The organism is Enterococcus sp. AZ095a (genome assembly GCF_050546735.1).
In the GTDB taxonomy this organism is placed as follows: Bacteria; Bacillota; Bacilli; order Lactobacillales; family Enterococcaceae; genus Enterococcus_D; species Enterococcus_D entomosocium.
On the sequence record NZ_CP172953.1, the window covers coordinates 1,701,668 to 1,725,319 of the forward strand.

At 42.4% G+C, this 23,652-nt stretch carries 24 protein-coding genes; 19 read left to right on the top strand and 5 right to left on the bottom strand.

Annotated features, from left to right (window positions below; genetic code table 11):
• Positions 1-9 precede the first annotated feature (9 nt).
• From IGJ26_RS07855 to pheT, 3 genes are all read left to right on the top strand, one after another.
• Complete coding sequence (locus IGJ26_RS07855; protein WP_005226192.1) at positions 10-330, top strand: winged helix-turn-helix transcriptional regulator; 321 nt, start codon at positions 10-12, stop codon at positions 328-330.
• A gap of 357 nt (positions 331-687) precedes the next feature.
• On the top strand, positions 688-1,734 hold the full coding sequence (gene pheS, locus IGJ26_RS07860) for a phenylalanine--tRNA ligase subunit alpha (protein WP_005236117.1): 1,047 nt from the start codon (positions 688-690) through the stop codon (positions 1,732-1,734).
• Positions 1,735-4,155, top strand: a complete 2,421-nt coding sequence (pheT, locus tag IGJ26_RS07865; RefSeq protein ID WP_430599987.1) for a phenylalanine--tRNA ligase subunit beta — start codon at positions 1,735-1,737, stop codon at positions 4,153-4,155.
• Positions 4,156-4,556: 401 nt separating this feature from the next.
• On the opposite strand, the gene trpS is transcribed toward pheT, so the two are convergent.
• Positions 4,557-5,564, bottom strand: a complete 1,008-nt coding sequence (trpS, locus tag IGJ26_RS07870) for a tryptophan--tRNA ligase (RefSeq protein WP_430599988.1) — start codon at positions 5,562-5,564, stop codon at positions 4,557-4,559.
• 267 nt (positions 5,565-5,831) lie between these two features.
• On the opposite strand from trpS, the gene IGJ26_RS07875 reads away from it, so the two are divergent.
• From IGJ26_RS07875 to cbpB, 8 genes are all read left to right on the top strand, one after another.
• Complete coding sequence (locus IGJ26_RS07875) at positions 5,832-6,569, top strand: amino acid ABC transporter ATP-binding protein (protein ID WP_008381909.1); 738 nt, start codon at positions 5,832-5,834, stop codon at positions 6,567-6,569.
• Between the two features lie 18 nt (positions 6,570-6,587).
• Complete coding sequence (locus IGJ26_RS07880) at positions 6,588-7,397, top strand: transporter substrate-binding domain-containing protein (protein WP_430599989.1); 810 nt, start codon at positions 6,588-6,590, stop codon at positions 7,395-7,397.
• 11 nt (positions 7,398-7,408) lie between these two features.
• Complete coding sequence (locus IGJ26_RS07885; RefSeq protein ID WP_005226186.1) at positions 7,409-8,056, top strand: amino acid ABC transporter permease; 648 nt, start codon at positions 7,409-7,411, stop codon at positions 8,054-8,056.
• Between the two features lie 17 nt (positions 8,057-8,073).
• The gene (locus IGJ26_RS07890; protein WP_005236107.1) at positions 8,074-8,730 is read left to right on the top strand and encodes an amino acid ABC transporter permease; all 657 of its coding nucleotides are present in this window, start codon (positions 8,074-8,076) and stop codon (positions 8,728-8,730) included.
• A 231-nt stretch (positions 8,731-8,961) separates the two neighbouring features.
• Positions 8,962-9,777 (top strand): glutamate racemase, encoded by an 816-nt coding sequence (gene racE / locus IGJ26_RS07895; protein WP_008381904.1) that lies wholly within the window; start codon positions 8,962-8,964, stop codon positions 9,775-9,777.
• Positions 9,778-11,130 carry a ribonuclease PH gene (gene rph / locus IGJ26_RS07900; protein WP_061054088.1) on the top strand — a complete coding sequence of 451 codons (1,353 nt, stop codon included), beginning with the start codon at positions 9,778-9,780 and terminating at the stop codon, positions 11,128-11,130. It begins immediately after the preceding gene.
• On the top strand, positions 11,127-11,639 hold the full coding sequence (locus IGJ26_RS07905) for a metallophosphoesterase (protein ID WP_005236103.1): 513 nt from the start codon (positions 11,127-11,129) through the stop codon (positions 11,637-11,639). Before rph ends, IGJ26_RS07905 begins: the two co-directional genes overlap by 4 nt.
• Before the next feature lie 109 nt (positions 11,640-11,748).
• Positions 11,749-12,252, top strand: coding sequence for a cyclic-di-AMP-binding protein CbpB (gene cbpB / locus IGJ26_RS07910; protein WP_005226181.1), 504 nt, complete (start codon positions 11,749-11,751; stop codon positions 12,250-12,252).
• Positions 12,253-12,288: 36 nt separating this feature from the next.
• On the opposite strand, the gene IGJ26_RS07915 is transcribed toward cbpB, so the two are convergent.
• Both IGJ26_RS07915 and fabI read right to left on the bottom strand, forming a co-directional pair.
• The gene (locus IGJ26_RS07915; protein WP_061054089.1) at positions 12,289-13,206 is read right to left on the bottom strand and encodes a mechanosensitive ion channel family protein; all 918 of its coding nucleotides are present in this window, start codon (positions 13,204-13,206) and stop codon (positions 12,289-12,291) included.
• 147 nt (positions 13,207-13,353) lie between these two features.
• Entirely contained in the window at positions 13,354-14,109 is a 756-nt protein-coding gene (gene fabI, locus IGJ26_RS07920; protein WP_005236100.1) for an enoyl-ACP reductase FabI, read from the bottom strand.
• A gap of 206 nt (positions 14,110-14,315) precedes the next feature.
• Between fabI and fabZ the strand changes: the two genes are divergently transcribed.
• A complete protein-coding gene (fabZ, locus tag IGJ26_RS07925) occupies positions 14,316-14,756 on the top strand; it encodes a 3-hydroxyacyl-ACP dehydratase FabZ (protein ID WP_005226178.1) in 441 nt (146 codons plus the stop codon).
• Between the two features lie 51 nt (positions 14,757-14,807).
• On the opposite strand, the gene IGJ26_RS07930 is transcribed toward fabZ, so the two are convergent.
• Entirely contained in the window at positions 14,808-15,557 is a 750-nt protein-coding gene (locus IGJ26_RS07930) for a peptidylprolyl isomerase (RefSeq protein ID WP_430599990.1), read from the bottom strand.
• A 182-nt stretch (positions 15,558-15,739) separates the two neighbouring features.
• On the opposite strand from IGJ26_RS07930, the gene IGJ26_RS07935 reads away from it, so the two are divergent.
• Entirely contained in the window at positions 15,740-16,831 is a 1,092-nt protein-coding gene (locus tag IGJ26_RS07935) for a DUF871 domain-containing protein (protein ID WP_005236098.1), read from the top strand.
• Between the two features lie 177 nt (positions 16,832-17,008).
• Positions 17,009-17,959 (top strand): alpha/beta hydrolase, encoded by a 951-nt coding sequence (locus IGJ26_RS07940; protein WP_430599991.1) that lies wholly within the window; start codon positions 17,009-17,011, stop codon positions 17,957-17,959.
• Between the two features lie 50 nt (positions 17,960-18,009).
• Here the strand turns inward: IGJ26_RS07940 and gap are convergent, their stop codons facing one another.
• A complete protein-coding gene (gene gap, locus IGJ26_RS07945) occupies positions 18,010-19,020 on the bottom strand; it encodes a type I glyceraldehyde-3-phosphate dehydrogenase (protein WP_042890377.1) in 1,011 nt (336 codons plus the stop codon).
• A 249-nt stretch (positions 19,021-19,269) separates the two neighbouring features.
• Here gap and obgE point away from each other — a divergent pair, with 249 nt between their 5' ends.
• The 5 genes from obgE to IGJ26_RS07970 all read left to right on the top strand — a co-directional run bounded on the left by obgE (position 19,270) and on the right by IGJ26_RS07970 (position 23,590).
• On the top strand, positions 19,270-20,583 hold the full coding sequence (obgE, locus tag IGJ26_RS07950) for a GTPase ObgE (RefSeq protein ID WP_042890376.1): 1,314 nt from the start codon (positions 19,270-19,272) through the stop codon (positions 20,581-20,583).
• A gap of 180 nt (positions 20,584-20,763) precedes the next feature.
• Complete coding sequence (locus tag IGJ26_RS07955; protein ID WP_005236092.1) at positions 20,764-21,339, top strand: DUF456 domain-containing protein; 576 nt, start codon at positions 20,764-20,766, stop codon at positions 21,337-21,339.
• 72 nt (positions 21,340-21,411) lie between these two features.
• Positions 21,412-22,368 carry a ribonuclease Z gene (gene rnz / locus IGJ26_RS07960; RefSeq protein ID WP_042890375.1) on the top strand — a complete coding sequence of 319 codons (957 nt, stop codon included), beginning with the start codon at positions 21,412-21,414 and terminating at the stop codon, positions 22,366-22,368.
• Positions 22,352-23,140, top strand: coding sequence for an SDR family NAD(P)-dependent oxidoreductase (locus IGJ26_RS07965; RefSeq protein WP_016612306.1), 789 nt, complete (start codon positions 22,352-22,354; stop codon positions 23,138-23,140). Before rnz ends, IGJ26_RS07965 begins: the two co-directional genes overlap by 17 nt.
• Before the next feature lie 12 nt (positions 23,141-23,152).
• A complete protein-coding gene (locus IGJ26_RS07970) occupies positions 23,153-23,590 on the top strand; it encodes a lipopolysaccharide assembly protein LapA domain-containing protein (protein ID WP_005236087.1) in 438 nt (145 codons plus the stop codon).
• Positions 23,591-23,652 lie beyond the last annotated feature (62 nt).

Consider the following 23,652-nt stretch of genomic DNA (forward strand, 5'->3'; position numbering starts at 1 on the left):
TGATGGAGAATGATAAAAGTAGAATCGGATTATGCCCTTTGTCCTAAATTTGAAAAAGCTTTTTCTATTTTAGGCAAAAAGTGGAACGGCTTGATCATTGATGTCCTTCTTGAAGACGGCAAACAAAGATTTGTTGAGTTAGCAAACAAGATTCCTCAAGTGAGTGATCGGGTGTTAGTCGAACGCTTGAAAGAATTAGAGCGGGAAGAAATTGTCTGCAAAGAAAACAATCTTTACTGCTTGACGCCAAGAGGTATTGCTCTTGAAAAGAGTATGATGAGTGTGAAGCGTTGGGCAGAAACCTGGGTGCGTGAGGAAGAATGCAGTTGATTTCTCACCGGAAATTAGGTAAACTAAGCTTAAATGAATAGATAAAAAGCGTTGATAGAAACTAGTAATTTGGCTGAATCAGAAAAAGGGAGACTTGTCACAGACTGAAAGCAAGTCCTGTATTCGAAAAATGAATTTCACTTCTGGAGCTTGCTGATTACAGTCAGTCGGCAGTTTTGCTGTCGTTAGCCGAAGTGAGTGCGCGGTTTTTTTCGCGAATGAGGATGGTAACACGAGACGTCGTTCCTTTTTAAGGGATGATGTCTTTTTTTGTCTTTATACGAATGATACTCACTTTATTCAGTCAATCCAGTCTTTTTATTCTTACACTATTCACAGCATAGAAGGAGGAAATACATGTCTTTACAAGAGAAATTAGAAGCATTGAAGGAAACGACATTGCTTAAAATCAAAGAAAGTCCAACCATGAATGACTTAAATCAGATTCGAGTGGAAGTGCTTGGAAAAAAAGGTCCCATAACAGAAGTTCTGCGGGGAATGAAAGATCTTTCTGCGGAAGAACGGCCGAAGGTGGGGAGCTATGCCAACGAGATTCGTGATATCTTGACAGAAGCGATCGAAGAAGCCAAGACGTCTATCGAAGCAGCAAACTTGGAAAAAGCTCTTGCTGAAGAATCCATCGACGTGACGTTGCCTGGTAAAAAGATGGACCGAGGAACACGCCATGTGCTAACGCAAATCATGGAAGAAATCGAAGATATCTTTGTTGGTATGGGCTACCAAGTAGTCGAAGGTTACGAAGTGGAAAAAGATCATTACAACTTCGAACGGATGAATCTGCCAAAGGATCATCCAGCCAGAGACATGCAAGATACTTTTTATATTTCAGAGGAAGTGCTGATTCGAACCCATACGTCACCAGTGCAAGCGAGAACAATGGAGACTCATGATTTTTCTAAAGGGCCGCTGCGGATGATCTCACCCGGGAAAGTTTTCCGTCGTGACACAGATGATGCGACCCATAGCCACCAATTCCATCAAATTGAAGGTTTGGTAATCGATAAGAATATTACGATGGGTGACTTAAAAGGAACCTTAGAAGTCATGATGCAAAAAATGTTTGGGGAAGATCGCCAAATTCGCTTGCGACCAAGCTATTTCCCTTTCACAGAACCATCGGTCGAAGTCGATGTCAGCTGCTTCAAGTGCGGTGGTGCCGGTTGTAATGTTTGTAAACAAACTGGCTGGATCGAGATCCTCGGTGCTGGAATGGTGCATCCTAACGTCTTAGAAATGTCAGGGATCGATCCAACCCAATATTCAGGATTTGCTTTTGGTTTAGGTCCTGATCGAGTGGCAATGCTGCGCTACGGCGTGAACGACATTCGCCAATTCTATCAAAATGATGTGCGTTTCATTCGCCAGTTCAAGGGGGAACAATAAATGTTAGTATCATACAAATGGTTAAATGAATACCTTGATCTGTCTGAGATCACACCCAAAGAGCTGGCGGATAAAATGTCAGTGACGGGGATCGAAGTCGAAGGTATTGACGTGCCTGAAGAGGGTTTAAAAAAAATCGTTGTCGGAGAAGTGACCGACTGCCGACCACATCCAGATTCTGATCATCTATCAATTTGCCAAGTAAATATTGGCGAGGATGAAGACTCACAGATCGTTTGTGGTGCGCCGAATGTCAAAAGCGGCATCAAAGTCATCGTGGCATTACCAGGCTCTCGAATCGCGGGCAACGTAAAAATCAAAAAGGGCAAGATGCGGGGAGAAGTTTCCAACGGCATGATTTGTTCGTTGCAAGAGTTGGGATATGCCGATAGCGTGATTCCCAAAGAATACGCAGAAGGAATTTATTATTTACCAGCAGAAGCAGAACCAGGATCACCGGTTTTTCCTTATCTTGATATGGATGATCACATTATCGAATTATCGATCACTCCGAATCGTGCGGATGCGTTGAGCATGCGGGGGGTTGCTTATGAAGTTGGTGCAATCTATCGGCAAACACCGAAGTTTCCTGAAATTGCGCTTACCGAAAGTGAAGTAGCTGCTGCCGATAAAATTCAGGTGAAGGTCACTGAAGCAACGGATGCACCCGCCTACCAAATTCGAATCATTGATGGCGTAACGATCGCCCCAAGTCCACAATGGCTGCAAAATCGCTTGATGAATGAAGGCATTCGTCCAATCAATAATGTCGTGGACGTGACGAATTATATCTTACTGTTATTTGGTCAACCATTGCATGCTTTTGATTATCAAAAGCTAGACAGCAAGGAAATACTGGTACGTCGCGGCAAAGAAAATGAAAGCCTGGTTACCTTAGATGGAGAAACTCGTCAGCTTTCCCCAGAAGACATCGTTATCACCAACGGAACGACACCAGTTGCGCTCGCAGGCGTCATGGGAGGTCTTGATTCTGAAATCACGGAAACGACGACCACAGTCGCTTTAGAAGCGGCCTTGTTCGATCCATTAGCGATTCGTTTGACTTCGAAAAAATTCAATTTAAGAAGCGAATCATCCGCTCGTTTTGAAAAAGGGATCAACCAAGCAACGGTTGCAAAAGCTTGTGATGCAGCAGCAGCACTGATTGCGGAACTTGCTGGCGGAACGGTCTTGAAAGAGGCAGTAATAGGTTCCCAAGTAGCAGTAGAACCTGTGGAGGTTGCGATTACTTTAGCACGGATCAATAGCTATTTAGGCACAGAAATCACTGATGAAGAAGTGCAAGAAATCTTTGATGCATTAGGCTTTGGTCATCGTCAAGAAGCAGACAGCTATATTGTTTCAGTCCCACCTCGTCGTTGGGATATTACGATCGAAGCAGATATCATTGAAGAAGTGGCGCGTATTTACGGTTATGATCGTTTGCCATCGACTTTACCGCAAGGAGAAACGGTTGCCGGTCATTTAACCAAAGCGCAACGTCTGACTAGAGAAGTTCGGACGCTATTGGAAGGCAACGGGGTCAGTGAAGCCATCAGCTATGCTTTGACAACGGAAGAGAAGGCACAACAATTTACGGATAAATCGAGCCAAGTGACTCGATTGGATTGGCCAATGACCGAAGAGCGTGCCGTCTTGCGCTTGAATCTGATTTCAGGTTTGTTAGACGACGTTGCGTACAATTTGGCACGTAAAAACAATCGTGTTGCTTTATATGAAATTGGTCGCGTCTTCTATCAAACGGGCGACAGTAAACACGAACTGCCAACAGAAGTCAATCACTTAGGGCTAGCATTGACAGGAAATATCCATGAGAAAGACTGGCAAACCCAAGCTCAAAAAGTTGATTTCTTCCATTTGAAAGGCATTTTAGAAAATCTTTTTGATTCGTTGGCATTAACCGACCGTATTCGTTATCAAAAAACGGCAGATATCAAAGAGATGCATCCTGGGCGTACGGCAATGATCTTGCTAGATGACCTAGAAATCGGCTTCTTGGGACAAGTCCACCCATCGATCGCCAAAGCCTACGAAGTGAGTGAAACCTATGTTGCTGAATTGAACTTAGATCAGTTATTAGCAGCTAAAACAGAACAATTGGTCTATCAACCAGTTTCTAAGTTCCCATCAGTGACCCGAGATATGGCACTCTTGCTCGATGAAACGATCGATAACCAATCCGTGATGGAAATCATTCGTGAAAGTGCAGGTCGCTTCTTAAGTGATATTCGTTTATTCGATGTTTATCAAGGGAAAAACATTGAAGCAGGTAAAAAATCTCTAGGGTACAGTCTGACCTTTAGCAATCCGGAAGCTACCCTGACGGATGAAGAGATCAATCAAGCAATAGCGAAAATTACTCGTAACTTAGAAGAAAACGTTCAAGCAGAAATCCGCTAATCAAATAAGTAGAAAAACGTTCTCCACCATACAAAGAAGTTGGGTGGGGAACGTTTTCTACTATTATAATAGATGCTCAGATGACACAAAAATGTTAGGAGTTGAGTGAAAGCCTTAAAAGATTTCTCTATAGAAGGCATTCCAGCTTTTTTGGTACAACCTTTTTTAAACACTGGCTAGGCTGAAAAAATGCATTTTCTAATCAGCGTTTTATGAAGTTATTTTTTAGGACAGCTCCTCGATTTTTGCGCAAGAAACAGCATCAAATCAAAATACACAAAGTGTCAGTCTGGGGAGGAAGTGTTCTCGTGAAATCTAACACAGAGTTTGTACATAGGTTTTGCATGAAAGAATTCATTCCGATTTGTAAACAAAAAAACAAGCCGTAAAGGCTTGTTTTTTTAAGCAAAGTAATTGATGCCCATTGCATTTTTGACTTCAGCTAACGTCTGAGCGGCAACTTGTTCAGCTTTTTCACTACCAAGTTTTAGTAAGTTCATCACTTCACCGGGATCTTTGGCAAAAGCTTCACGGCGTTCACGAATCGGTGCAAATTCGGCTTCTAGAACATCGATCAAATAGCGTTTGATTTTGACATCGCCTAATCCACCAAGGGTGTAATGTTCTTTTAATTCAGCAATTTTTTCTTTTTCGGTACCAAATACATCAAGATAAGTGAAGACCATATTGCCTTCAACTTGTCCGGGGTCGTTGACATGAATGTGATTTGGGTCCGTGTACATGCTCATCACTTTCTTTTGTAATACATCGGCTGGATCAGCTAAGTAAATGCCGTTGTTCAATGATTTGCTCATTTTCCCGTTCCCATCGATCCCCGCTAAACGTCCCATGCCTTTTGGCGGTAAAACCGCTTTTGGTTCGACTAATACTTCACTATACGTAGAATTAAAACTATGCACGATTTCTTGCGTTTGTTCCAGCATTGGTTTTTGATCTTCGCCGACTGGGACTAAATTTGCTTTAAAAGCGGTGATATCCGCTGCTTGAGAGACAGGATAGATGAAGAAACCAGAAGGAACGCCTTCACCAAATTTTTTTTGTTCAATTTCGGCTTTAACGGTTGGATTGCGTCGTACTCGAGCAACACTGACTAGATTGAGATAATACATCGTCAATTCAGAGAGCTGAGGGATTTGCGATTGAATAAACATCGTTGTTTTTGCTGGATCCAATCCAACGGCTAAATAATCCAAAGCAACTTCTAAAATATTCGCTGAGACCTTCTCAGGTGTTTTCGCATTATCTGTTAGTGCCTGCATGTCAGCGACCATGATATAAAGCTGATTTTCAGGGTCAGCTTGCATTTCGACCCGTTTTTTTAAAGACCCCACATAATGGCCAAGATGCAATTTGCCAGTTGGGCGGTCGCCAGTTAAAATCGTATTCACTTTTTTTCCACCTTTTCCTTTGTTATATGGTTTATCTTACCTTTTTTTAGCAAAAGAAACAACCGGTTCTCCTTGTGATCTGATGGGGTGAGAAAAATTTTCATGGACAAAAACCTCACATCAAAGTAAAATAGCACTTGTCTTTTCAGAAATAAGGGGGGAACATTGGAAAAGAACCTTTACAAATGAAAAAAGATTGAGCTATAATATGAATCAAATCTTTCCAATTACTCATTTAATTTTAAAAAAAGCTAGGAGTGTGAATCAATGGCAATGATCGAATTTAAGAACGTAGAGAAATATTACGGAAAGTTCCATGCATTAAAAAACATCAACCTTGAATTTGAAAAAGGTGAGGTCGTTGTTGTTATCGGGCCTTCAGGATCTGGTAAAAGTACAATGCTCCGTACGATTAATGGTCTAGAAACCATTTCAGGTGGTCAATTATTGGTCAATGGTAAGAACTTGTTTGACAAAGATGTCAAAATGACAGAAATTAGAAAAAACATCGGCATGGTGTTTCAACATTTCAACTTGTATCCAAATAAAACCGTGTTAGAAAATATTACGTTGGCACCGATTAAAGTATTAAAACAAAATGAGCAAGAAGCCATCAATTTGGCGGAAAAACTTCTTGATCGGGTAGGGATGTTAGATAAAAAAGATTCCTATCCTTCCATGTTATCCGGCGGACAACAGCAGCGGGTCGCAATTGCCAGAGGGCTTGCGATGAAACCAGAGATGCTGCTTTTTGATGAGCCAACGTCAGCATTGGATCCAGAAATGATTGGTGATGTATTGGATGTCATGAAAAAAATTGCCAGTGAAGGTATGTCCATGATCGTTGTTACCCATGAAATGAGCTTTGCCCGTGAAGTAGCAGATCGAATCGTCTTTATGGCGGAAGGACAAGTCTTAGAAGACCGGCGCGATGTCGATGGATTCTTTGATGCACCAAGAGACGAACGTGCAAAACAATTCTTGAGTAAAGTCACAAATCATTAAGCAATAGGAGGAACCCTTATGAGAAAGAAAATATTTTCCTTTCTAGTCTTAGCCTTTGCCCTTGTGACTTTCTCAGGTTGTAAAGGACAAAGTGCCGCAGATATCGATATTTTAGAAAACAGCAAAGAGACGAATCAGATCGTTTGGGGCGTAAAAAACGATACCCGTCTTTTTGGATTGATGGATATCGCGACTAGAGAAGTACGGGGATTCGATATTGATATCGCTCGTGCAATCACTGAGAAAATTTTAGGTCGTGATGGCAATGCCATCTTTGTTGAAGTTACCTCAAAAACCCGGATTCCTCTTTTGAAAAACGGCAACATCGATGCAATCATCGCCACGATGACTATCACGGAAGAACGTAAAAAACAGGTCGATTTTTCCGATGTCTACTTTGATGCAGGTCAATCTTTATTAGTTGCCAAAGACAGTCCTATTCAAGGGATCGAAGATTTGACCGCAGACACCACTGTATTGGTCGTGAAAGGCTCTACCTCAGCTGTGAACATCCGTGAAGCAGCACCAGAAGCGCAAATTTTAGAACTTGAGAATTATGCGGAAGCCTTTACTGCTTTACAATCTGGTCAAGGGGATGCTATGACCACGGATAATGCGATCTTATTAGGGATGGCGAGTGAAAATACCAATTACCATTTAGTTGGCGAAACTTTTACAGAAGAACCTTATGGGATTGCCATCAATAAAGGACAAAAGCCGTTTCTTGATGCAGTGAATCAAGCCTTGCGGGAAATGCGTGAAGATGGAACCTATGATGAGATATACAACAAGTGGTTCCCTGAAGACGAATCAGGAAAAGTAGAGTAGGAGGAAACCGAATGGTTGAATTATTTCAAACGTATACCGGTCAGTTTATTGAAGGCTTTAAATACACAGTCATGGCGAGTTTGATCGCACTGTTTTTTAGTCTTTTGATCGGAACCTTAATGGCAATTTTTCAGTTGTCAGACAATCGCCTCATCAAAGGGATTGCCAAAGCGTATGTTGAGTTTTTTAGAAATATTCCCTTATTGATCATCGTGATGTTCTTTTATGTCGTTGTGCCAATGTATTGGGTTTCTTTTGACGGTTTTCAAGCGGGAACGATTGGCTTAACGATCTATACATCGGCATTTATCGCTGAGACGATCCGGTCAGGGATTCAAACGGTTCCTAAAGGCCAGATGGAAGCTTCCTTGTCTTCTGGTTTTACGTACAGCCAAGCGATGCGTTACATTATTTTGCCTCAGGCTTTTAAGATCGTCGTACCGCCGTTAGGCAATCAATTTATCAATCTTGTTAAAAACTCATCAATTTTGGCGATGGTCGCAGGATTAGATATTATGTATCAAGGGGATTTGATCGCAAGTGAGACCTTCAATACATTCGATACGTATATCATTGTTGGTCTTTTCTATTTGATCATTACCCTACCATTGTCTTATTTGATGGTTTACTTGGAACGGCGTTGGGCTGTCCGCTCATAGAAAGGAGCTAACGAACTATGGATTTTTTTGAAGCTTTTTCAGCGATTAACATTCGCTTCTTGATCGATGGCTTGCGGGTAACAGTTGAAGTGTCGATCCTATCGATTTTATTTAGCTTTATTATCGGAGGGATCGCCGGCATTTTGCGCTTCAGCTCGATCCCGGTCTTTTCGAAAGTATTAGGTGTCGTGATCGATGTTATTCGTAACTTGCCTTTGCTCTTGATCATCTTTTTCACTTACTTTGCATTGCCGCAGATCGGTATCCGCTTTAATATTTTTTGGTCAGCGGTTGTGGCGTTGACGATTTTTGAATCAGCGATGCTCTCTGAAATCTTTCGTGCTGGTTTGAATGCTGTGCCAAAAGGGCAGATGGAAGCTGGTTTGTCAACAGGGCTAAGCTATGTCGAAGTATTGCGGAGTATCGTCGTGCCACAGGCATTTAAAGCGATGTTGCCAGCGATCGTCAGTCAGTTGATCTCTTTGATCAAAGATACGTCATTAGCCGTGATTATTTCTTTACCAGAGCTGACTCATCATGCTCGAATCATTTATGGTCAAAATACAAACTATGTTTTGCCTATGTTTTTGGCAATGACTGTTTTATACTTTTTGGTTTGTTATGCATTATCATTGCTTTCTGGCTTTTTGGAAAAACGTCAGTACGATTACTAAAAAGAATAATCGACAAAATCATCCCCACGATCGGTCTTTTACCCATGCAAGTGCAACTTGTGGGTTGTGAGCCAATCGTTGGGGCTTTTTTTCTTTTTGACCGTTTCGTGTTTTTTGGGAAAGCTTTTTTAGCAAACGAAAGGAATACTTGAAAAATAGACAAAAAAAGTCCAAAATGAATAAGAGAGAAAAACGCACCAAACTCTTTTTTTCATGTAAAGGATGGAAACTATGACAAACAACAGACCAATTGGTTTTATCGATTCTGGTGTTGGTGGGTTGACGGTCGTCAAAGAAGCAATCAAGCAATTACCCAACGAATCGATTCTTTATCTGGGAGATACAGCCAGATGCCCGTATGGTCCGAGACCTGCTGAGCAAGTTATCGCGTATACGTGGCAAATGACCCGTTTTTTATTAGAAAAAAACATTAAAATGTTGGTGATCGCTTGTAATACAGCGACAGCGGTCGCCCTTGAAGAAATCAAAGAAAAACTAGCGATCCCGGTGATTGGCGTGATCCTGCCCGGTAGTCGAGCAGCAGTCAAAGCAAGCAAAAACCAGCGAATCGGTGTCATCGGAACAAATGGAACGATCAAAAGCGACTCTTACAAGCGCGCTCTTCATGGCAAAGCGCCCCATGCGTCAGTCGTCAGTTTGGCTTGCCCAAAGTTTGTGCCGATCGTAGAAAGCAAACAATACCATAGCTCGGTCGCCAAGAAAATCGTGGCAGAAACGTTGCGTCCATTGAAAAACAAGCGGTTAGATACAGTGATTCTGGGCTGTACTCATTATCCTTTATTGCGCCCTTTGATCCAAAATGAATTAGGCGCCCATATCCAGCTGATTGATTCAGGGGCAGAAACGGTGGGGGAAGTCAGTACCTTGTTGGACTATTTTTCCATTGCAGCAACGAGTCAGGACGATCCGCATCCGCAACATGCATTCTTTACTACTGGTTCACCGAAAATATTTGATGAGATCGCCAATGATTGGCTTGATTTAGATACGATCTCATCGATTCACACTGATTTAGGAGGCTTTTAAATGCGACATGATGGCAGAAAAGAAACAATGTTAAGACCAGTCAACATTCAAACCAACGTCTACAAACACCCCGAAGGATCGGTTGTGATCTCTTTTGGTGACACAACCGTGATTTGTTCGGCAACGATTGAAGATCGGGTCCCTCCGTTTTTACGAGATACGGGAAAAGGCTGGGTCACAGCCGAATACAGTATGCTCCCACGAGCGACCAACACTCGTAATCGTCGAGAAAGTGCCAAAGGCAAGCTTTCTGGTCGTACGATGGAGATCCAACGGCTGATCGCTCGTTCCTTACGAGCCGTAGTTGATTTAGAAAAATTAGGGGAACGTAGTATCGTCGTCGATTGTGATGTCGTCCAAGCGGATGGCGGTACCAGAACAGCCAGTATTACCGGCGCTTTTGTCGCGTTGCGTTTAGCTATCGATACCTTGTTGCGTGACAAAGCATTGACGGAAGATCCAATCAAGGAGCATTTGGCAGCAATTAGTGTCGGGATCTTACCAGATGGTACCTGTGTGACTGATCTCGATTATCAAGAAGATTCTTCAGCTGCTGTTGACATGAATTTGGTGATGACGGAATCTGGTCGATTTGTCGAATTGCAAGGAACTGGGGAAGAAGCGACTTTTGATGGTCAGCAGTTGAATGAGATGCTGATCTACGGAAAAACGGCTATCGAAGAATTGATCGCCTATCAAAAAGAGGCACTGTTTTTACCAGATGAACCCCCTTATGAGATTCCCGAAAAAACGATTGTCATTGCTACAGGCAATCCAGGAAAAGCCAAGGAGTTTAAAGCCGTATTTGGCGCAGCAGGTTACGATGTCCGCACCTTAAAAGACTATCCTTCCTTGCCGGATGTTGAAGAAACCGGCACCACCTTTGAAGAAAATGCCCGCCTTAAAGCGGAAACCATCGCCAGAATTTTGGGAAGACCGGTGTTAGCTGATGACTCAGGACTGAAAGTCGATGCATTAGGGGGGCGACCAGGGGTGTACTCTGCTCGATTTGCTGGTGAGCAAAAAAGTGACGCTGCCAATAATGCAAAATTACTTTACGAATTGACGGATGTCGAAGATGACAAGCGCAGTGCTCAATTTCACTGTACGTTAGTTTTCGCAGCGCCAGGAAAAGATAGTTTGGTGGTTGAAGCTCAATGGCCGGGAAGAATCGGCCGTATCCCCCGTGGAGAAAATGGGTTCGGTTACGATCCATTGTTTATTCCTGATGGTTCAGAGCAAAGCGCAGCCCAAATGAGTCAAGAAGAAAAGAACCGAGTCAGCCACCGTGGTCTAGCAATCAAAAAGCTGCAGGAACAGTGGCAGGAGTGGTTAGAAGGAGAAAATGTATGAAATATTTAGTTGTCAGTGACAATCATTCAGATCGTGAAATTCTTGTTGATCTTAAAAATGAATTCGAAAATCAAGTCGATTTATTCCTGCACTGTGGGGACTCCGAACTACCTGACACAGACCCTTTGTGGGATACTTTTCAAGTCGTTTGCGGCAATTGCGATTATGGCGGTGGTTTTCCCAATGAGCGTATCATCAAAACGCCGCTGGACACCATCTATATGACTCATGGCCACTTAGCAGATGTCCGTTTTGGTGTAACGAAATTAGGGCTGCAAGCGCAACAAGCCGATGCCTCGATCGCACTGTTTGGTCACACGCATCAAATTGCTTGTGAGAAAGTTGGGAATCGGCTTTTCTTGAATCCCGGCAGTATTTCCCAACCGCGAGGGCAAATTCAAATCAAAAGCTTTGCGATTATCGAAAGTACGCCAGAACAATGGGCAATCCAATACTATGATCGTTCCTTTCATAAAGTCCCTGAGCTAGCTTTTGTTTTCACACGCTAAGTAAGCGGAATCAAAAAGTAAAAATTTCATTATAATTTTGCAGGTTTCAACTTTCTATTCTCATTTTCAAGTAAAATAGAAGAGTAGCTGTGAAATGGAGGCAATTAGATTGATAGGACAGACCGTAGAAAAAATATTACTCGAGAACCAAGAAAATTTCTTGGTGCCGGCAGAAAATGTGGCATCGGTATTTTATAACCACCCTTTGAGTCACGCATTGCTTGTTTTATCAAAAGTGGGCTATTCAAAGATCCCTGTACTAGATAGTGAGGACCATTTAGTCGGCTTAATCAGCCTCTCAAACATCGTAGAACGCATGATGGATCTCACTGGCTTCAGTATGGAAAATATTGAAGGGCTGACTGTGGCAGATGTCATGGAAGTCAATGTGAATTGCATCAAAGAAAACGATGAGTTGGAAAGTATGCTGCATTTGTTAGTAGATCAAGCATTCTTGCCGATCGTTGATGATGACAATGTCTTTGTTGGGATTATCACCCGCAAAGAGATTTTAAAATCCGTCAATCATTTGGCGCACGAAATTGAAAGACGCTATTTGCTGATTTCTAAAGAAGATGCCCCAAAGATGACAGATGAACTGCATGTGGTATAGAAAAAAGGTTATCCCAGTTTCGGGATAACCTTTTTTTTAAATACCGACGATCGGCGCATTGGGGATCGTATAGCCTTTGGCAGTTAAAGCATCGATCGATGCGGCCAAAAATTCCTCTTTGATTTTCCATTGCGTACCGTTGGTCACATACATGGTCGTGCGAATTGCAAAGTTGTTGTTTCCTAGATCCACCAAACCGAAGACCGTAGGGGCCGTTTGAATCTCTTCTTCATGCTGCTTAGCAATCTGTTCATTGACTTCTTCAATGATGGCACGTATTTCATCTAAGCCTTCAGAGGGTAAGATACGTACGTCTACCACGACTTGCATATTGGCTCTGGATGTATTACTGATGGTCGTGATGTTACGATTTGGGATATAATGAACGGTTCCGTCCACGGATTTTAATTGAACAGTCCGAATACCGACGGCCGTCACCGTACCTTCAAGCGTCAGGTTGGTCAAGCGGACGTAATCACCAACGTTGATTTGTTGTTCGGTAATTATAAAGAAGCCAGTAATCAAGTCATTCATAAAGCCTTGGGCGCCGAGACCGAGGGCGACACCGACGACTCCGGCACCGGCTAGTAGCGAGCCTACAGGTACGCCGATGGTTGAAAGGAGTGCATAGACAAAAAAGAAGCCTAATGTGTAATGAACCGTATTGCGGATCAGGGTATGGATCGTGTTGATTCGACTCACATTGAAACTGGCTTTTTTTTCATAGGAACGATAGATCCGATCGATGATCATATTGCTTATTTTCAATAAAATACCGAATAGGATACATAAAAAAAGCAACATCAATGCTTTTTGAATCAGTAGACCAATGATCGATTCCCAGTCGATGGACGCCCACCATTTTTGCAATGCATTGAGCTGAGCAGCTGCTGGTTCGGTAATGCTGGAACCACTTGAATCGGTCGTGCTAGCTGCGAGTAGCAGTTGTTTCATAAAATCCCTCCAAGTCTTACTGCATCTATTTTAACGAAGATAAAATAGAAATGCAAAGGAGGTTTTCTGAAATACCTGTTTTTTTCAGAAAAAGCCTGCTCAGCCAACGGGTAGGCAAATAGCAGACTTTTCTATGACAATTATTGATTAAGATAAATGAACGCCTTTATCAACAAAAATCACTTCGCCGATAATCCCGCTTGATAAAGGACTGATCAAGAAGGCACAAGCATTGCCGACTTCTTCGATCGTTACACCAATATGATCTGGTGTTCGATCCTCTGACAATTGGATCAGTTTTTGATAGTCTTTTACACCTGTTACTGCTAGCGTTTTGATGGCGCCAGCTGAAATCGCATTGACACGGATCTTTTGCGGTGAAAGTTCGGCAGCTAAATAGCGAACACTTGATTCCAAAGCAGCTTTCGCAATACCCATCATGTTGTAGTTTGGTACTGCCCGTTCGGCACCTAAGTAGGAAAGGGTAACGATTCCAGCATTTTCAGCTAAGATTGGTTTGGCATATTTGGTGACAGCAATCAATGAATAACTGCTGATGTCTTGCGCCAAAGCATAACCGTCACGAGAAATATTCAAAATATCGCCAGAAAGATCTTCTTTATTAGCATAAGCGACGGCATGGACGACACCATGGATCTCTCCAGCATATTCTTTGATTGTATCAAAGGCGGCAGCAATGCTTTCGTCATTAGCGACGTCACACTCCACTACAAATTCATCAGATTCCAATAAGCGCTCTAAAGGCTTCTTCATGCGGTCGTTTTGATACGTGTAGATCACTTCGGCTCCTTGTGCTTTTAATGCTTGTGCACAGCCCCAAGCGATACTGCGTTTGTTGGCAACGCCCATGACGACAACTTTTTTACCGGTTAAAAAACTCATAATTCCACTCCTTAATAAATTCAACAATAATAAAATACGTATAATGACAAATAGTAAATCAAACTATCTTGATTTCTAATTATTAAGCATAATTGTTTGATTGTCAAACTATTTTTTTCTTAATAAATATTTAGTTGCGAATTCCGTTGAACTATGATACTTTGATAATCAAACTATAATAAATTCTTAAGCAAGGAAGGGAAACCATGAAAAAACTATTGACTGAAACAGAAGTCATGGATTTGATTCCAAATCGCTACCCAATTATATATATTGATTATGTCGATGAAATCGAGTCTGGCAAAAAGATTATCGCAACGAAAAATGTTACCATCAACGAAGACTTTTTCCAAGGTCATTTTCCGGGAAATCCAGTAATGCCGGGTGCCTTGATTTTAGAAACATTGGCACAAGCAGGATCGATCCTGATCTTGAAATCCGAGGAATTCCAAGGTAGAACGGCGTATATCGGCGGCATCAACAAAGCCAAATTCCGTCAAAAAGTTGTTCCGGGAGATACTATGAAACTTGTTTTTGAGATCACCAAAATCAAAGGCTCCGTTGGAACTGCTGATGCGGTAGCGACAGTGGATGGCAAAAAAGCTGCTGAGTGCGAATTTACCTTTATCGTAGGCGACCAAAAGTAAAAGAAAACCGCTGAAATTCCCGAGTATCGGAGACTTCAGCGGTTTTTTTATTTATTCTTTGGCTTCTTGTAAGACCTTGATCGTTTCGATCTTCACTGGCTCAACCGGTTGAGAATTCTCACCATTGCCAGAGTCTTGGGTTTCTGCTTGCGCAATTTTATCTACGACATCCATGCCTTCGGTCACTTGACCAAAAACGGTATAGCTACCGTCCAATTGTGGTGTTCCACCATTTTTGTAGGCTTCGATGATTTTTTCAGGATAGTGTTGGATCGCTAGACCGTCGGATACGTCTTGATCATTTTGAACGATGTAGAATTGACTGCCTTGGCTGTTTGGCGCACTTGATTTTGCCATTGCCAATGCGCCTCGCAAGTGATAAAGCTGGTTCGAGTATTCTTCGCCGAATCCTTCGCCCCATATGCTTTCTCCGCCAGTGCCATCACCATTAGGGTCGCCCCCTTGGATCATAAACTCTTCTACGACACGATGGAAAGTCAAGCCGTCATAATAACCATCTTTGGCATGGGTCAAAAAGTTTTCGACTGCTTTGGGCGCGATCTCTGGGAAAAGTTTGATTTTGATTGAGCCTTCTTCCGTCACCATTTCAACTAAGGCTTCATTCTCTTGCACATCCGTTGATAATTGCGGCAATTCCAGGGCATTCAAGTCAATGGATTCTGAGGTTGACGTGCTTTCTGCCGAATTGCTTGATGAGGGATCGGTGGTACTTGAACCTGTACAAGCAGCTAATAATAAAAGGCTAGCAGCTGCTGTCAGTGCGAATAGGATTTTTTTCATTCTTTCATTCCTTCCAGTTTTCTTAATGATAATCATAACAAAAAAGAGACATAGAAGAAAGCGCAGATTTTGTGGAATGAGAAAGAAACAGGCGGAAAGGTGTAGACCACTTTTTAGATGTTTGTTATAATGAAAGAGGATTCATTATAATAAACGGATAGAATTTACAGGAGGTTTTTTTGATGGGAAAATTAGGGATATCGATTTATCCAGAGCGCTCAACGTTTGAAAAGGACAAAGCGTATTTAGACTTGGCACACAAATACGGCTTTAAACGGGTATTTACCAGTTTGCTACAAATCAACGATGACAAAGAAAAAGTCTTGGCAGACTTTAAACAAGTCGTGGATTATGCCAATCAGTTAGGAATGGAAGTCATGGTAGATATCAATCCTGGTTTATTCGAACAGCTAGGTATTTCTTATGATGATTTATCCTTCTTTGATGAGATGGGGGCTTACGGTGTTCGGTTAGATATTGGTTTTACTGGTTCAGAAGAAGCCAAAATGACGCGTAATCCTTACGGGATTAAAATCGAAATCAATATGAGCAGTGGTACGAGCTACGTGGACAACATCATGAGTTATTCGCCTAATACTGAAAATTTACTCGGCTCGCATAACTTCTATCCTCATCGCTATTCAGGGTTGGGCTACGACCATTTCGTTTTTTGTTCGGAAAAATTCCGCAAATACAATTTAAATACGATGGCTTTCGTGAATTCTCACGAAGCTGATTTCGGTCCATGGCCAACACAAGATGGTTTATGCTCTTTGGAAGATCATCGTGATCTGCCACTAGCTACGCAAGTCAAACATTTAGTGTTGACTGGCTTGATCGATGATATCTCTGTTGGAAATGCCTATGCTTCAGAAGCAGAATTGGCAGCAATGGCTGAAGCGTTTCACGCGGATTATCCGACATTAAGAGTCGATGTCGTTGACGGAATCACTGAAGATGAACGAATTTGTCTCTTCGATAATCTGCACAGCTATCGAGGAGATCGTTCGGAATACATCTTGCGTTCAACGATGACGCGGATCTATTATAAAGACAAGGAATTTCCGCCTCATGATACCCGTGATATGGTAAGAGGGGATGTCTTGATCGATAATGCTGGCTATGGACAATACAAAGGGGAGACGCAAATCGCCTTGAAAGCAATGAAAAATGATGGTCGAGTCAATGTCGTTGGTAAGATCGCTGATGAGGAACTATTCTTATTAGAATTTTTGAAACCTTGGTCAAGTTTTAAATTGGTCGAAAATAACTAATTACCACGAAAATCAACCATTGCCAACAAAGATTGTTGGCAATGGTTTTCTTTTTGGGCGCTTGCGATTGACAAACATGAGCAAAAAACGGTAATTTATGTAGTGGGTTCTTTCCTTGAGGAATGACGAAACCATAATAATATTATGTAAACTATATAACAAGAGGACGTGACAAGTGTGAAATTGCGCTGGAAGATTGCCATCGGAGTGGCTGTATTAGCAATTGCAGGATTAGGGTATGCAGGAAACTATTTTTACGATTATGCGGTGGTTCCTTCAGAAAAAGATTTTTTGGAAGGAGATACCCCTGGTACGGATGAAAATCAGACAGGAAATGAATCGCAAAATTGGTTTACAGATCCAGCAAATCGTGAGATGTGGCAGCTGACTTCTGAAGATGATTTAAAGTTATCCGCCATTTATCTACCGGCGGAGGAGAAGAATCGAGGAAAAACGGCGATCATCGCGCATGGCTACATGGGGAATGCAGAAACGATGGCGGACTATGCTAAGATGTATCATGATTTAGGCTATAATGTCTTGGTTCCAGACGCTCGAGGGCATGGTCAAAGCGAAGGAGATTATATTGGTTTTGGGTGGCACGAACGTAAGGATTATCTGCAATGGATCGATGAAGTACTCGCAAAAAATGGTCCTGAAGAAACGATCACTTTGTATGGCATCAGTATGGGGGCTGCCACGGTAATGATGACCAGTGGGGAAGACTTGCCGAAAAATGTCACTTCTATCATTGAAGATTGTGGGTATACCAACGTCAATGAAGAATTGGGTTATCAACTCGATCAATTGTTTGGTCTACCGGCCTTTCCATTGATGAATGTCACTAGTCTTGTCACAAAAATCCGAGCGGGGTATTTCTTCGGTGAAGCAGATGCAGTCAAACAACTGCAAAAGAATACGCGTCCGATCTTTTTTATCCATGGTGATGCGGATACGTTTGTTCCTTATTCGATGCTGGATATTTTGTATAACGCGACCGATGCACCAAAAGAAAAGTGGGTTGTTTCAGGTGCCGAGCATGCGAAAAGCTACAAAACAGATCCAGACCTTTATAAAGAAAAAATTGCAGCTTTTTTGGACAAATACGATCATCCAGCAAGTGAATAAAAAAGTGCCGGTTCTAAAAAAGAACCGGCACTTTTTGCTTGACCTTTAGCTTATAAACGAGCAAATTCTTCTAGCAAGCGAATCATTTGGCAAGTAAAGCCGTATTCATTATCATACCAAGCGACGGTTTTCACCAGTTGGAAATCGCCAGCAGTGGTTACTTCTGTTTGTGTCGGATCAAAGATAGACCCTTGAGTGGTACCAATCACATCTCCAGAGACGATTTCACGGTCATCGTAACCGAATGACGGATTATCGACGGTGTGTTTTCTGATCGCTTCATTGACTTCATCGGCGGTTACTTTGGTTTTCAAAATTGAGACTAATTCTGTTAAAGAACCATCGACGACAGGAACCCGTTGGGCGTGGCCTTGTAATTTGCCATTTAATTCTGGAATAACTAGACCGATCGCTTTGGCAGCACCCGTTGAGTGAGGGATCGTGTTGTCAGCAGCGGAACGAGCGGCTCTTAAGTTTCCGCCTTTTACAGGACCATCCAATAGCATTTGAGTAGAAGTATACGCATGAACCGTCGTCATCGTACCAACTTCGATCCCGAATTCCTCATTTAAAAAGTAGGCCATTGGAGCTAAGCAGTTGGTCGTACAAGAACCTGCGGATATGATAGTATCATCCGGTGTTAACGTGTCTGAGTTGACATTGTAAACGATCGTTTTCATATTACCAGCTGGTGCGGAGATAACGACTCGTTTGACACCTGCATCAAGATGGGCCTGGGCTTTTTCTGCGGAAGTGTAAAAACCCGTACATTCTAATACGATATCGACGCCATTTTCTTTTGCCCAGGGGATTTTGCTTGCGTCTGGTTCAGCGTACACTCGGGTCTCTTTGCCATCGACAACGATAGCATTATCCGTTGCAGTAACAGTTCCAGGGTACGTGCCGTGGGTCGAGTCAAATTGCAATAAGTGTGCTAACATGACTGGACTCGTCAAATCATTGATTGCCACAACTTCAATATCGGCAGAAACTTCTCTGATCCTACGAAAAGCCAAACGTCCAATTCGTCCAAAACCATTGATTCCAACTTTTACTGTCATTTCTTGTTTCCTCCTTTGATTGTGTACTGGTACACTTAAAAGTTTGCTACGATTTCCTGTGACTGTCAAAGAATAACCCTTAAGAATTCGCGATTTCTTACGGAAACCCATGAGAAAAGATAGACAAAAGGCGTTTCGGTCGTTACAATAAAATAGACTTTCTTATTAGAGAAATAGTAACCACTTAAAGTGAGATAACTGATAATCAAAAAGTATAGAAGGTAGTAAAAAAAGAATGGAGGACAAATAATGTCCATGTTTTTAGATCAAGTGACAATCGATGTCAAAGCAGGAAAAGGCGGCGACGGAATGGTTGCTTTTCGCCGAGAGAAATATGTCCCAGATGGCGGACCCGCAGGTGGGGACGGGGGACGTGGCGGTGATGTCATTTTAGTCGTAGACGAAGGTTTGCGTACATTAATGGATTTTCGCTTTAATCGTCATTTTAAAGCGCAACCCGGGGAAAATGGCATGAGTAAAGGAATGCACGGCCGTGGCTCAGATGATACTTACATCAAAGTACCCCAAGGCACCACCGTTCGTGATGCTGAAACAGGTGCCTTATTAGGTGATTTGATTGAGCAAGGTCAAACATTAGTAATCGCAAAAGGCGGGCGGGGCGGCCGTGGGAACATTCGGTTTGCTTCTCCAAAAAATCCAGCCCCAGAATTAGCAGAGAACGGAGAACCCGGTCAAGAAAGAAAGATCGAGCTCGAACTAAAAGTCTTAGCAGATGTTGGTTTAGTTGGTTTCCCTTCAGTTGGGAAGTCAACATTACTCTCTGTGATTTCGTCTGCTCGTCCAAAAATCGGCGCGTATCATTTTACAACACTGGTGCCAAATTTAGGCATGGTAACGACCACTGATGGTCGTAGTTTTGCAGTAGCCGATCTGCCTGGCTTGATCGAAGGTGCTTCGCAAGGTGTTGGTTTAGGGACTCAGTTTTTACGTCATATCGAACGGACGCGGGTCATTTTACATGTGATCGATATGAGCGGCATGGAAGGGCGCGATCCATATGAAGACTATTTATCCATCAACAATGAATTGTCGACCCATAACTTGCGCTTACTAGAGCGCCCACAGATCATCGTTGCCAATAAGATGGATATGCCGGATGCTGAAGAAAACCTAGCCCTTTTCAAAGAGCAGCTGGCAAAAGAAAAAACGGATGAGTTCGCGGATGAACCAATGATTTTCCCAATCTCTGGTGTCACTCGTAAGGGAATCGATGCCTTGCTGAATGCGACAGCGGATCTATTGGAAGTCACTCCTGAGTTCCTCTTGTACGATGAAGAAATCGAAGAAGATGTGGTTCATTACGGCTTCCAATCGGATGAACCGGAGTTTGCAATCGATCGCGATCCTGATGCAACTTGGATCTTGAGCGGTGAGAAAATCGAAAAACTATTCCAAATGACGAACTTTGATCACGATGAGACTGTGATGCGTTTTGCTCGTCAATTACGTGGATTGGGTGTCGATGAAGCATTGCGTGCGAGAGGTGCCAAAGACGGTGATATTGTGCGTATCGGTAATTTTGAATTTGAGTTTGTCGAATAAGCGTTTAAAAGAACATCATTTTTTTAAAAAAATCCTTCATAGTTGAATTGGTTTTGACTGCCGATCATTGATTTTCTCTAAGAAATCAATGATCAGCAGTCTTTTTGGTTTCTTTTTTCATTTAAATGATTTACTGTTAAAATAAAGAAAAGAACAAATAAACCAAAGGGAGCGATTTTTATGTCAAAACGAGTCATTGTAATGAACTTTGATGCTAGTGCCAAAGCGTATCAAGCCTTTTCTGAAGTGAAACGGATGCATATGGAACGAAAGATCAAAGGAGAGCAAATGGCGGTTCTTACCCACACCAATGAAGGCGTGCATCAATTTAAAGTCGAGGATTTTCTTGATTTTACTGGAAACAATAAGACATCAACTGGTGGTTTGATCGGGATGCTCGTTGGTGTGTTAGGTGGGCCTTTGGGAATCATGCTGGGCTGGTTTGGCGGTAGTATGATCGGTGCTACTCGTGACGCAAAAGAGATCCAAAATGCGCAAATGCTCTTCGAACACGTCGGAAACCAAATTGGTGTAGGCGATACGGGGTTATTATTGATTGCCGATGAAGAGGACAATCGTCCTTTGAACCAACTGATCATGAATGAATTAGGCGGTGACATCACTCGTTTTGACTACGATGATGTCGAGGCAGAGATCGAGACGGCCAAAAAAGTCGAAGAATCCACCAAGGCACGTGTTCAAGAGGATTGGAAAAATTCCCATAACGATGAATCCGATAGCCAATCCGAGAAATAAAAACCGCAAGCTTCAATTGCAACTTGATTTCTTTTCCGCTAAAATTGGAAAGAGATGAAAGGAAAGAAGCTTATGGAATTAGAATTTTTAGGAACAGGTGCTGGAGTGCCTGCGAAACATCGAAACGTGACCAGCACTGCGTTACGATTATTAGATGAACGCAATGCCGTTTGGCTTTTTGATTGTGGCGAAGGGACACAAATGCAGATCTTGCATTCTACGATTAGACCGAGAAAGATTGAAAAAATCTTTATTACCCATCTTCATGGTGATCATATTTATGGATTGCCAGGATTGATCAGCAGCCGCTCCTTTCAAGGCGGAGACACACCTCTAGAGATTTATGGACCCAAGGGGATCAAAACATACATTCAAACCGTTTTGCGGATTTCTCAGACGAAAGTCAGCTATCCATTGCATTTTTTTGAGATTGAAGAAGAAGGGATTCTTTTTAAAGATCAGCAATTTGAAGTATCTTGTCTGCGCCTTGATCACGGGATTGATAGTTTTGGCTATCGTATTGTCGAAGCAAGCCATCAAGGGGAGTTGCAAGTGAAAGCATTGCTTGAACTTGGGCTGAAACCTGGTCCTGTCTTCGGACGTTTGAAAAAAGGTGAAGTAGTTACCCTCGATGATGGTCGTCAAATCAATGGAGCTGATTTTTTAGGTCAAGCCAAAAAAGGACGGATCGTGACAATATTAGGTGACACCCGTAAATGTCAAAACGCCGTGCTTTTAGCGAAAGATGCGGATGTTTTGGTACATGAAAGTACCTTCAACAAAGAAGAAGCCAAGTTGGCTCGCGCTTATTTTCATTCGACGACGCGACAAGCTGCTGAAGTTGCCCAAGAAGCTCACGCCAAGCGTTTGCTATTGACCCATATCAGCGCGCGCTATGTTGGCAAAGATATTACAAATTTAGTAAATGAAGCAAAAGAAGTATTTCCGAATACGTTGATCGTCAAAGATTTTGATGTTGTCGAGATCCCTTTTGCCGGAGAGGAAGAATCAGATGAACTTGGAGAATAAAGTTGTCGTTGTAACAGGTGGTTCTGCCGGACTTGGAGAACAAATCTGTTATGAAGCCGCAAAACGTGGTGCGATCGTCGTGACTTGTGCCCGGAGGACGAATTTGATCGGAAAAGTCAAAGAACAATGTATGGAATTAAGCGGCAAAGAAGCGTATGCGTTTCAATTGGACGTAGCAAATCCTGAAAGCGTGGAGCGCTTATTAGAAAAAATCAGTGAGAAAGTCGGAAAGATCGATGTCTTTGTCAATAATGCTGGCTACGGGATCTTTCAAGAGTTTACAGAGATGGATCCTGCGGTCATCCGTAATATGTTTGAAGTCAATGTACTTGGGATGATGGTTTTGACTCAGCAAGTTGCGATTCAAATGGCTGAACAAAAGCATGGTCATATCATAAACGTTGCTTCAATTGCGGGTAAGATCGCTACGCCGAAGACCGCAGTTTACTCTGCAACGAAATTTGCTGTACTTGGTTTTTCTAACGCCTTACGTTTAGAACTAAAACCACTGGGGATCAACGTAACAACGGTCAACCCAGGGCCGATCGAAACGGCATTCTTTGACCAAGCAGATCCTAGCGGTAGTTACTTATCATCGGTGGGCAGCCTTGTCCTTGAACCAAACAAATTGGCACAAACGATCGTCAAAGCCATGATTCATCCAAAACGAGAAATCAATCGCCCACATATTTTAGGGGCGGCAGCAAAACTGTATACACTGTTTCCTGCAATCGGGGATTATATGGCAGGAACGATGTTCAACAAAAAATAGGAGTTGAAACCCATGAAAAATCAATGGCGTGTTATCGTTGGTATTTTACTGATTTTAGTGATCGTTTTATTTGCGGTTGCAAACAATATGACTGTTCCGATCAATTTTGGCTTCACAACGATTCAATCGCCACTGATCTTAGTCATTATTGGTTCTGCTTTGTTAGGCGCATTGATTTTGTTGCTGGTTTCCACAAGTGCAATGTTCCGTCAAAAAAAAGAACTAAAACAATTGAGAAAAGAGCTCTCGGATTATCGCACGAATAACGAGAAAGTTCTGCAAGATGAACGAGAAGCCTTGGAACGAGAATATATCAACAAGCAGGCGGAGTTAGCAGCTAGGCAGCAACAACTCGACGATCAAGAAGCGCAACTTTCGTCACGTGCTGCAGGCGCCTCAACGCCGCCAACGATTGATGAAGAAATGAAGTCTTTTGAATCGCAAGCCTAGAATACATGAGAGCAATTAAGAAAAGAGTTTGCCGGCGCATCGTTCGCTGCAAGCTCTTTTTT

Coding starts and splice junctions, on each gene's coding strand:
- IGJ26_RS07855 (WP_005226192.1), top strand. CDS start 10: ATGATAAAAGTAGAATCGGATTATGCCCTTTGTCCTAAATTTGAAAAA.
- pheS (WP_005236117.1), top strand. CDS start 688: ATGTCTTTACAAGAGAAATTAGAAGCATTGAAGGAAACGACATTGCTT.
- pheT (WP_430599987.1), top strand. CDS start 1,735: ATGTTAGTATCATACAAATGGTTAAATGAATACCTTGATCTGTCTGAG.
- IGJ26_RS07875 (WP_008381909.1), top strand. CDS start 5,832: ATGGCAATGATCGAATTTAAGAACGTAGAGAAATATTACGGAAAGTTC.
- IGJ26_RS07880 (WP_430599989.1), top strand. CDS start 6,588: ATGAGAAAGAAAATATTTTCCTTTCTAGTCTTAGCCTTTGCCCTTGTG.
- IGJ26_RS07885 (WP_005226186.1), top strand. CDS start 7,409: ATGGTTGAATTATTTCAAACGTATACCGGTCAGTTTATTGAAGGCTTT.
- IGJ26_RS07890 (WP_005236107.1), top strand. CDS start 8,074: ATGGATTTTTTTGAAGCTTTTTCAGCGATTAACATTCGCTTCTTGATC.
- racE (WP_008381904.1), top strand. CDS start 8,962: ATGACAAACAACAGACCAATTGGTTTTATCGATTCTGGTGTTGGTGGG.
- rph (WP_061054088.1), top strand. CDS start 9,778: ATGCGACATGATGGCAGAAAAGAAACAATGTTAAGACCAGTCAACATT.
- IGJ26_RS07905 (WP_005236103.1), top strand. CDS start 11,127: ATGAAATATTTAGTTGTCAGTGACAATCATTCAGATCGTGAAATTCTT.
- IGJ26_RS07915 (WP_061054089.1), bottom strand. CDS start 13,206: ATGAAACAACTGCTACTCGCAGCTAGCACGACCGATTCAAGTGGTTCC.
- fabI (WP_005236100.1), bottom strand. CDS start 14,109: ATGAGTTTTTTAACCGGTAAAAAAGTTGTCGTCATGGGCGTTGCCAAC.
- fabZ (WP_005226178.1), top strand. CDS start 14,316: ATGAAAAAACTATTGACTGAAACAGAAGTCATGGATTTGATTCCAAAT.
- IGJ26_RS07930 (WP_430599990.1), bottom strand. CDS start 15,557: ATGAAAAAAATCCTATTCGCACTGACAGCAGCTGCTAGCCTTTTATTA.
- IGJ26_RS07935 (WP_005236098.1), top strand. CDS start 15,740: ATGGGAAAATTAGGGATATCGATTTATCCAGAGCGCTCAACGTTTGAA.
- gap (WP_042890377.1), bottom strand. CDS start 19,020: ATGACAGTAAAAGTTGGAATCAATGGTTTTGGACGAATTGGACGTTTG.
- obgE (WP_042890376.1), top strand. CDS start 19,270: ATGTCCATGTTTTTAGATCAAGTGACAATCGATGTCAAAGCAGGAAAA.
- IGJ26_RS07955 (WP_005236092.1), top strand. CDS start 20,764: ATGTCAAAACGAGTCATTGTAATGAACTTTGATGCTAGTGCCAAAGCG.
- rnz (WP_042890375.1), top strand. CDS start 21,412: ATGGAATTAGAATTTTTAGGAACAGGTGCTGGAGTGCCTGCGAAACAT.
- IGJ26_RS07965 (WP_016612306.1), top strand. CDS start 22,352: ATGAACTTGGAGAATAAAGTTGTCGTTGTAACAGGTGGTTCTGCCGGA.
- IGJ26_RS07970 (WP_005236087.1), top strand. CDS start 23,153: ATGAAAAATCAATGGCGTGTTATCGTTGGTATTTTACTGATTTTAGTG.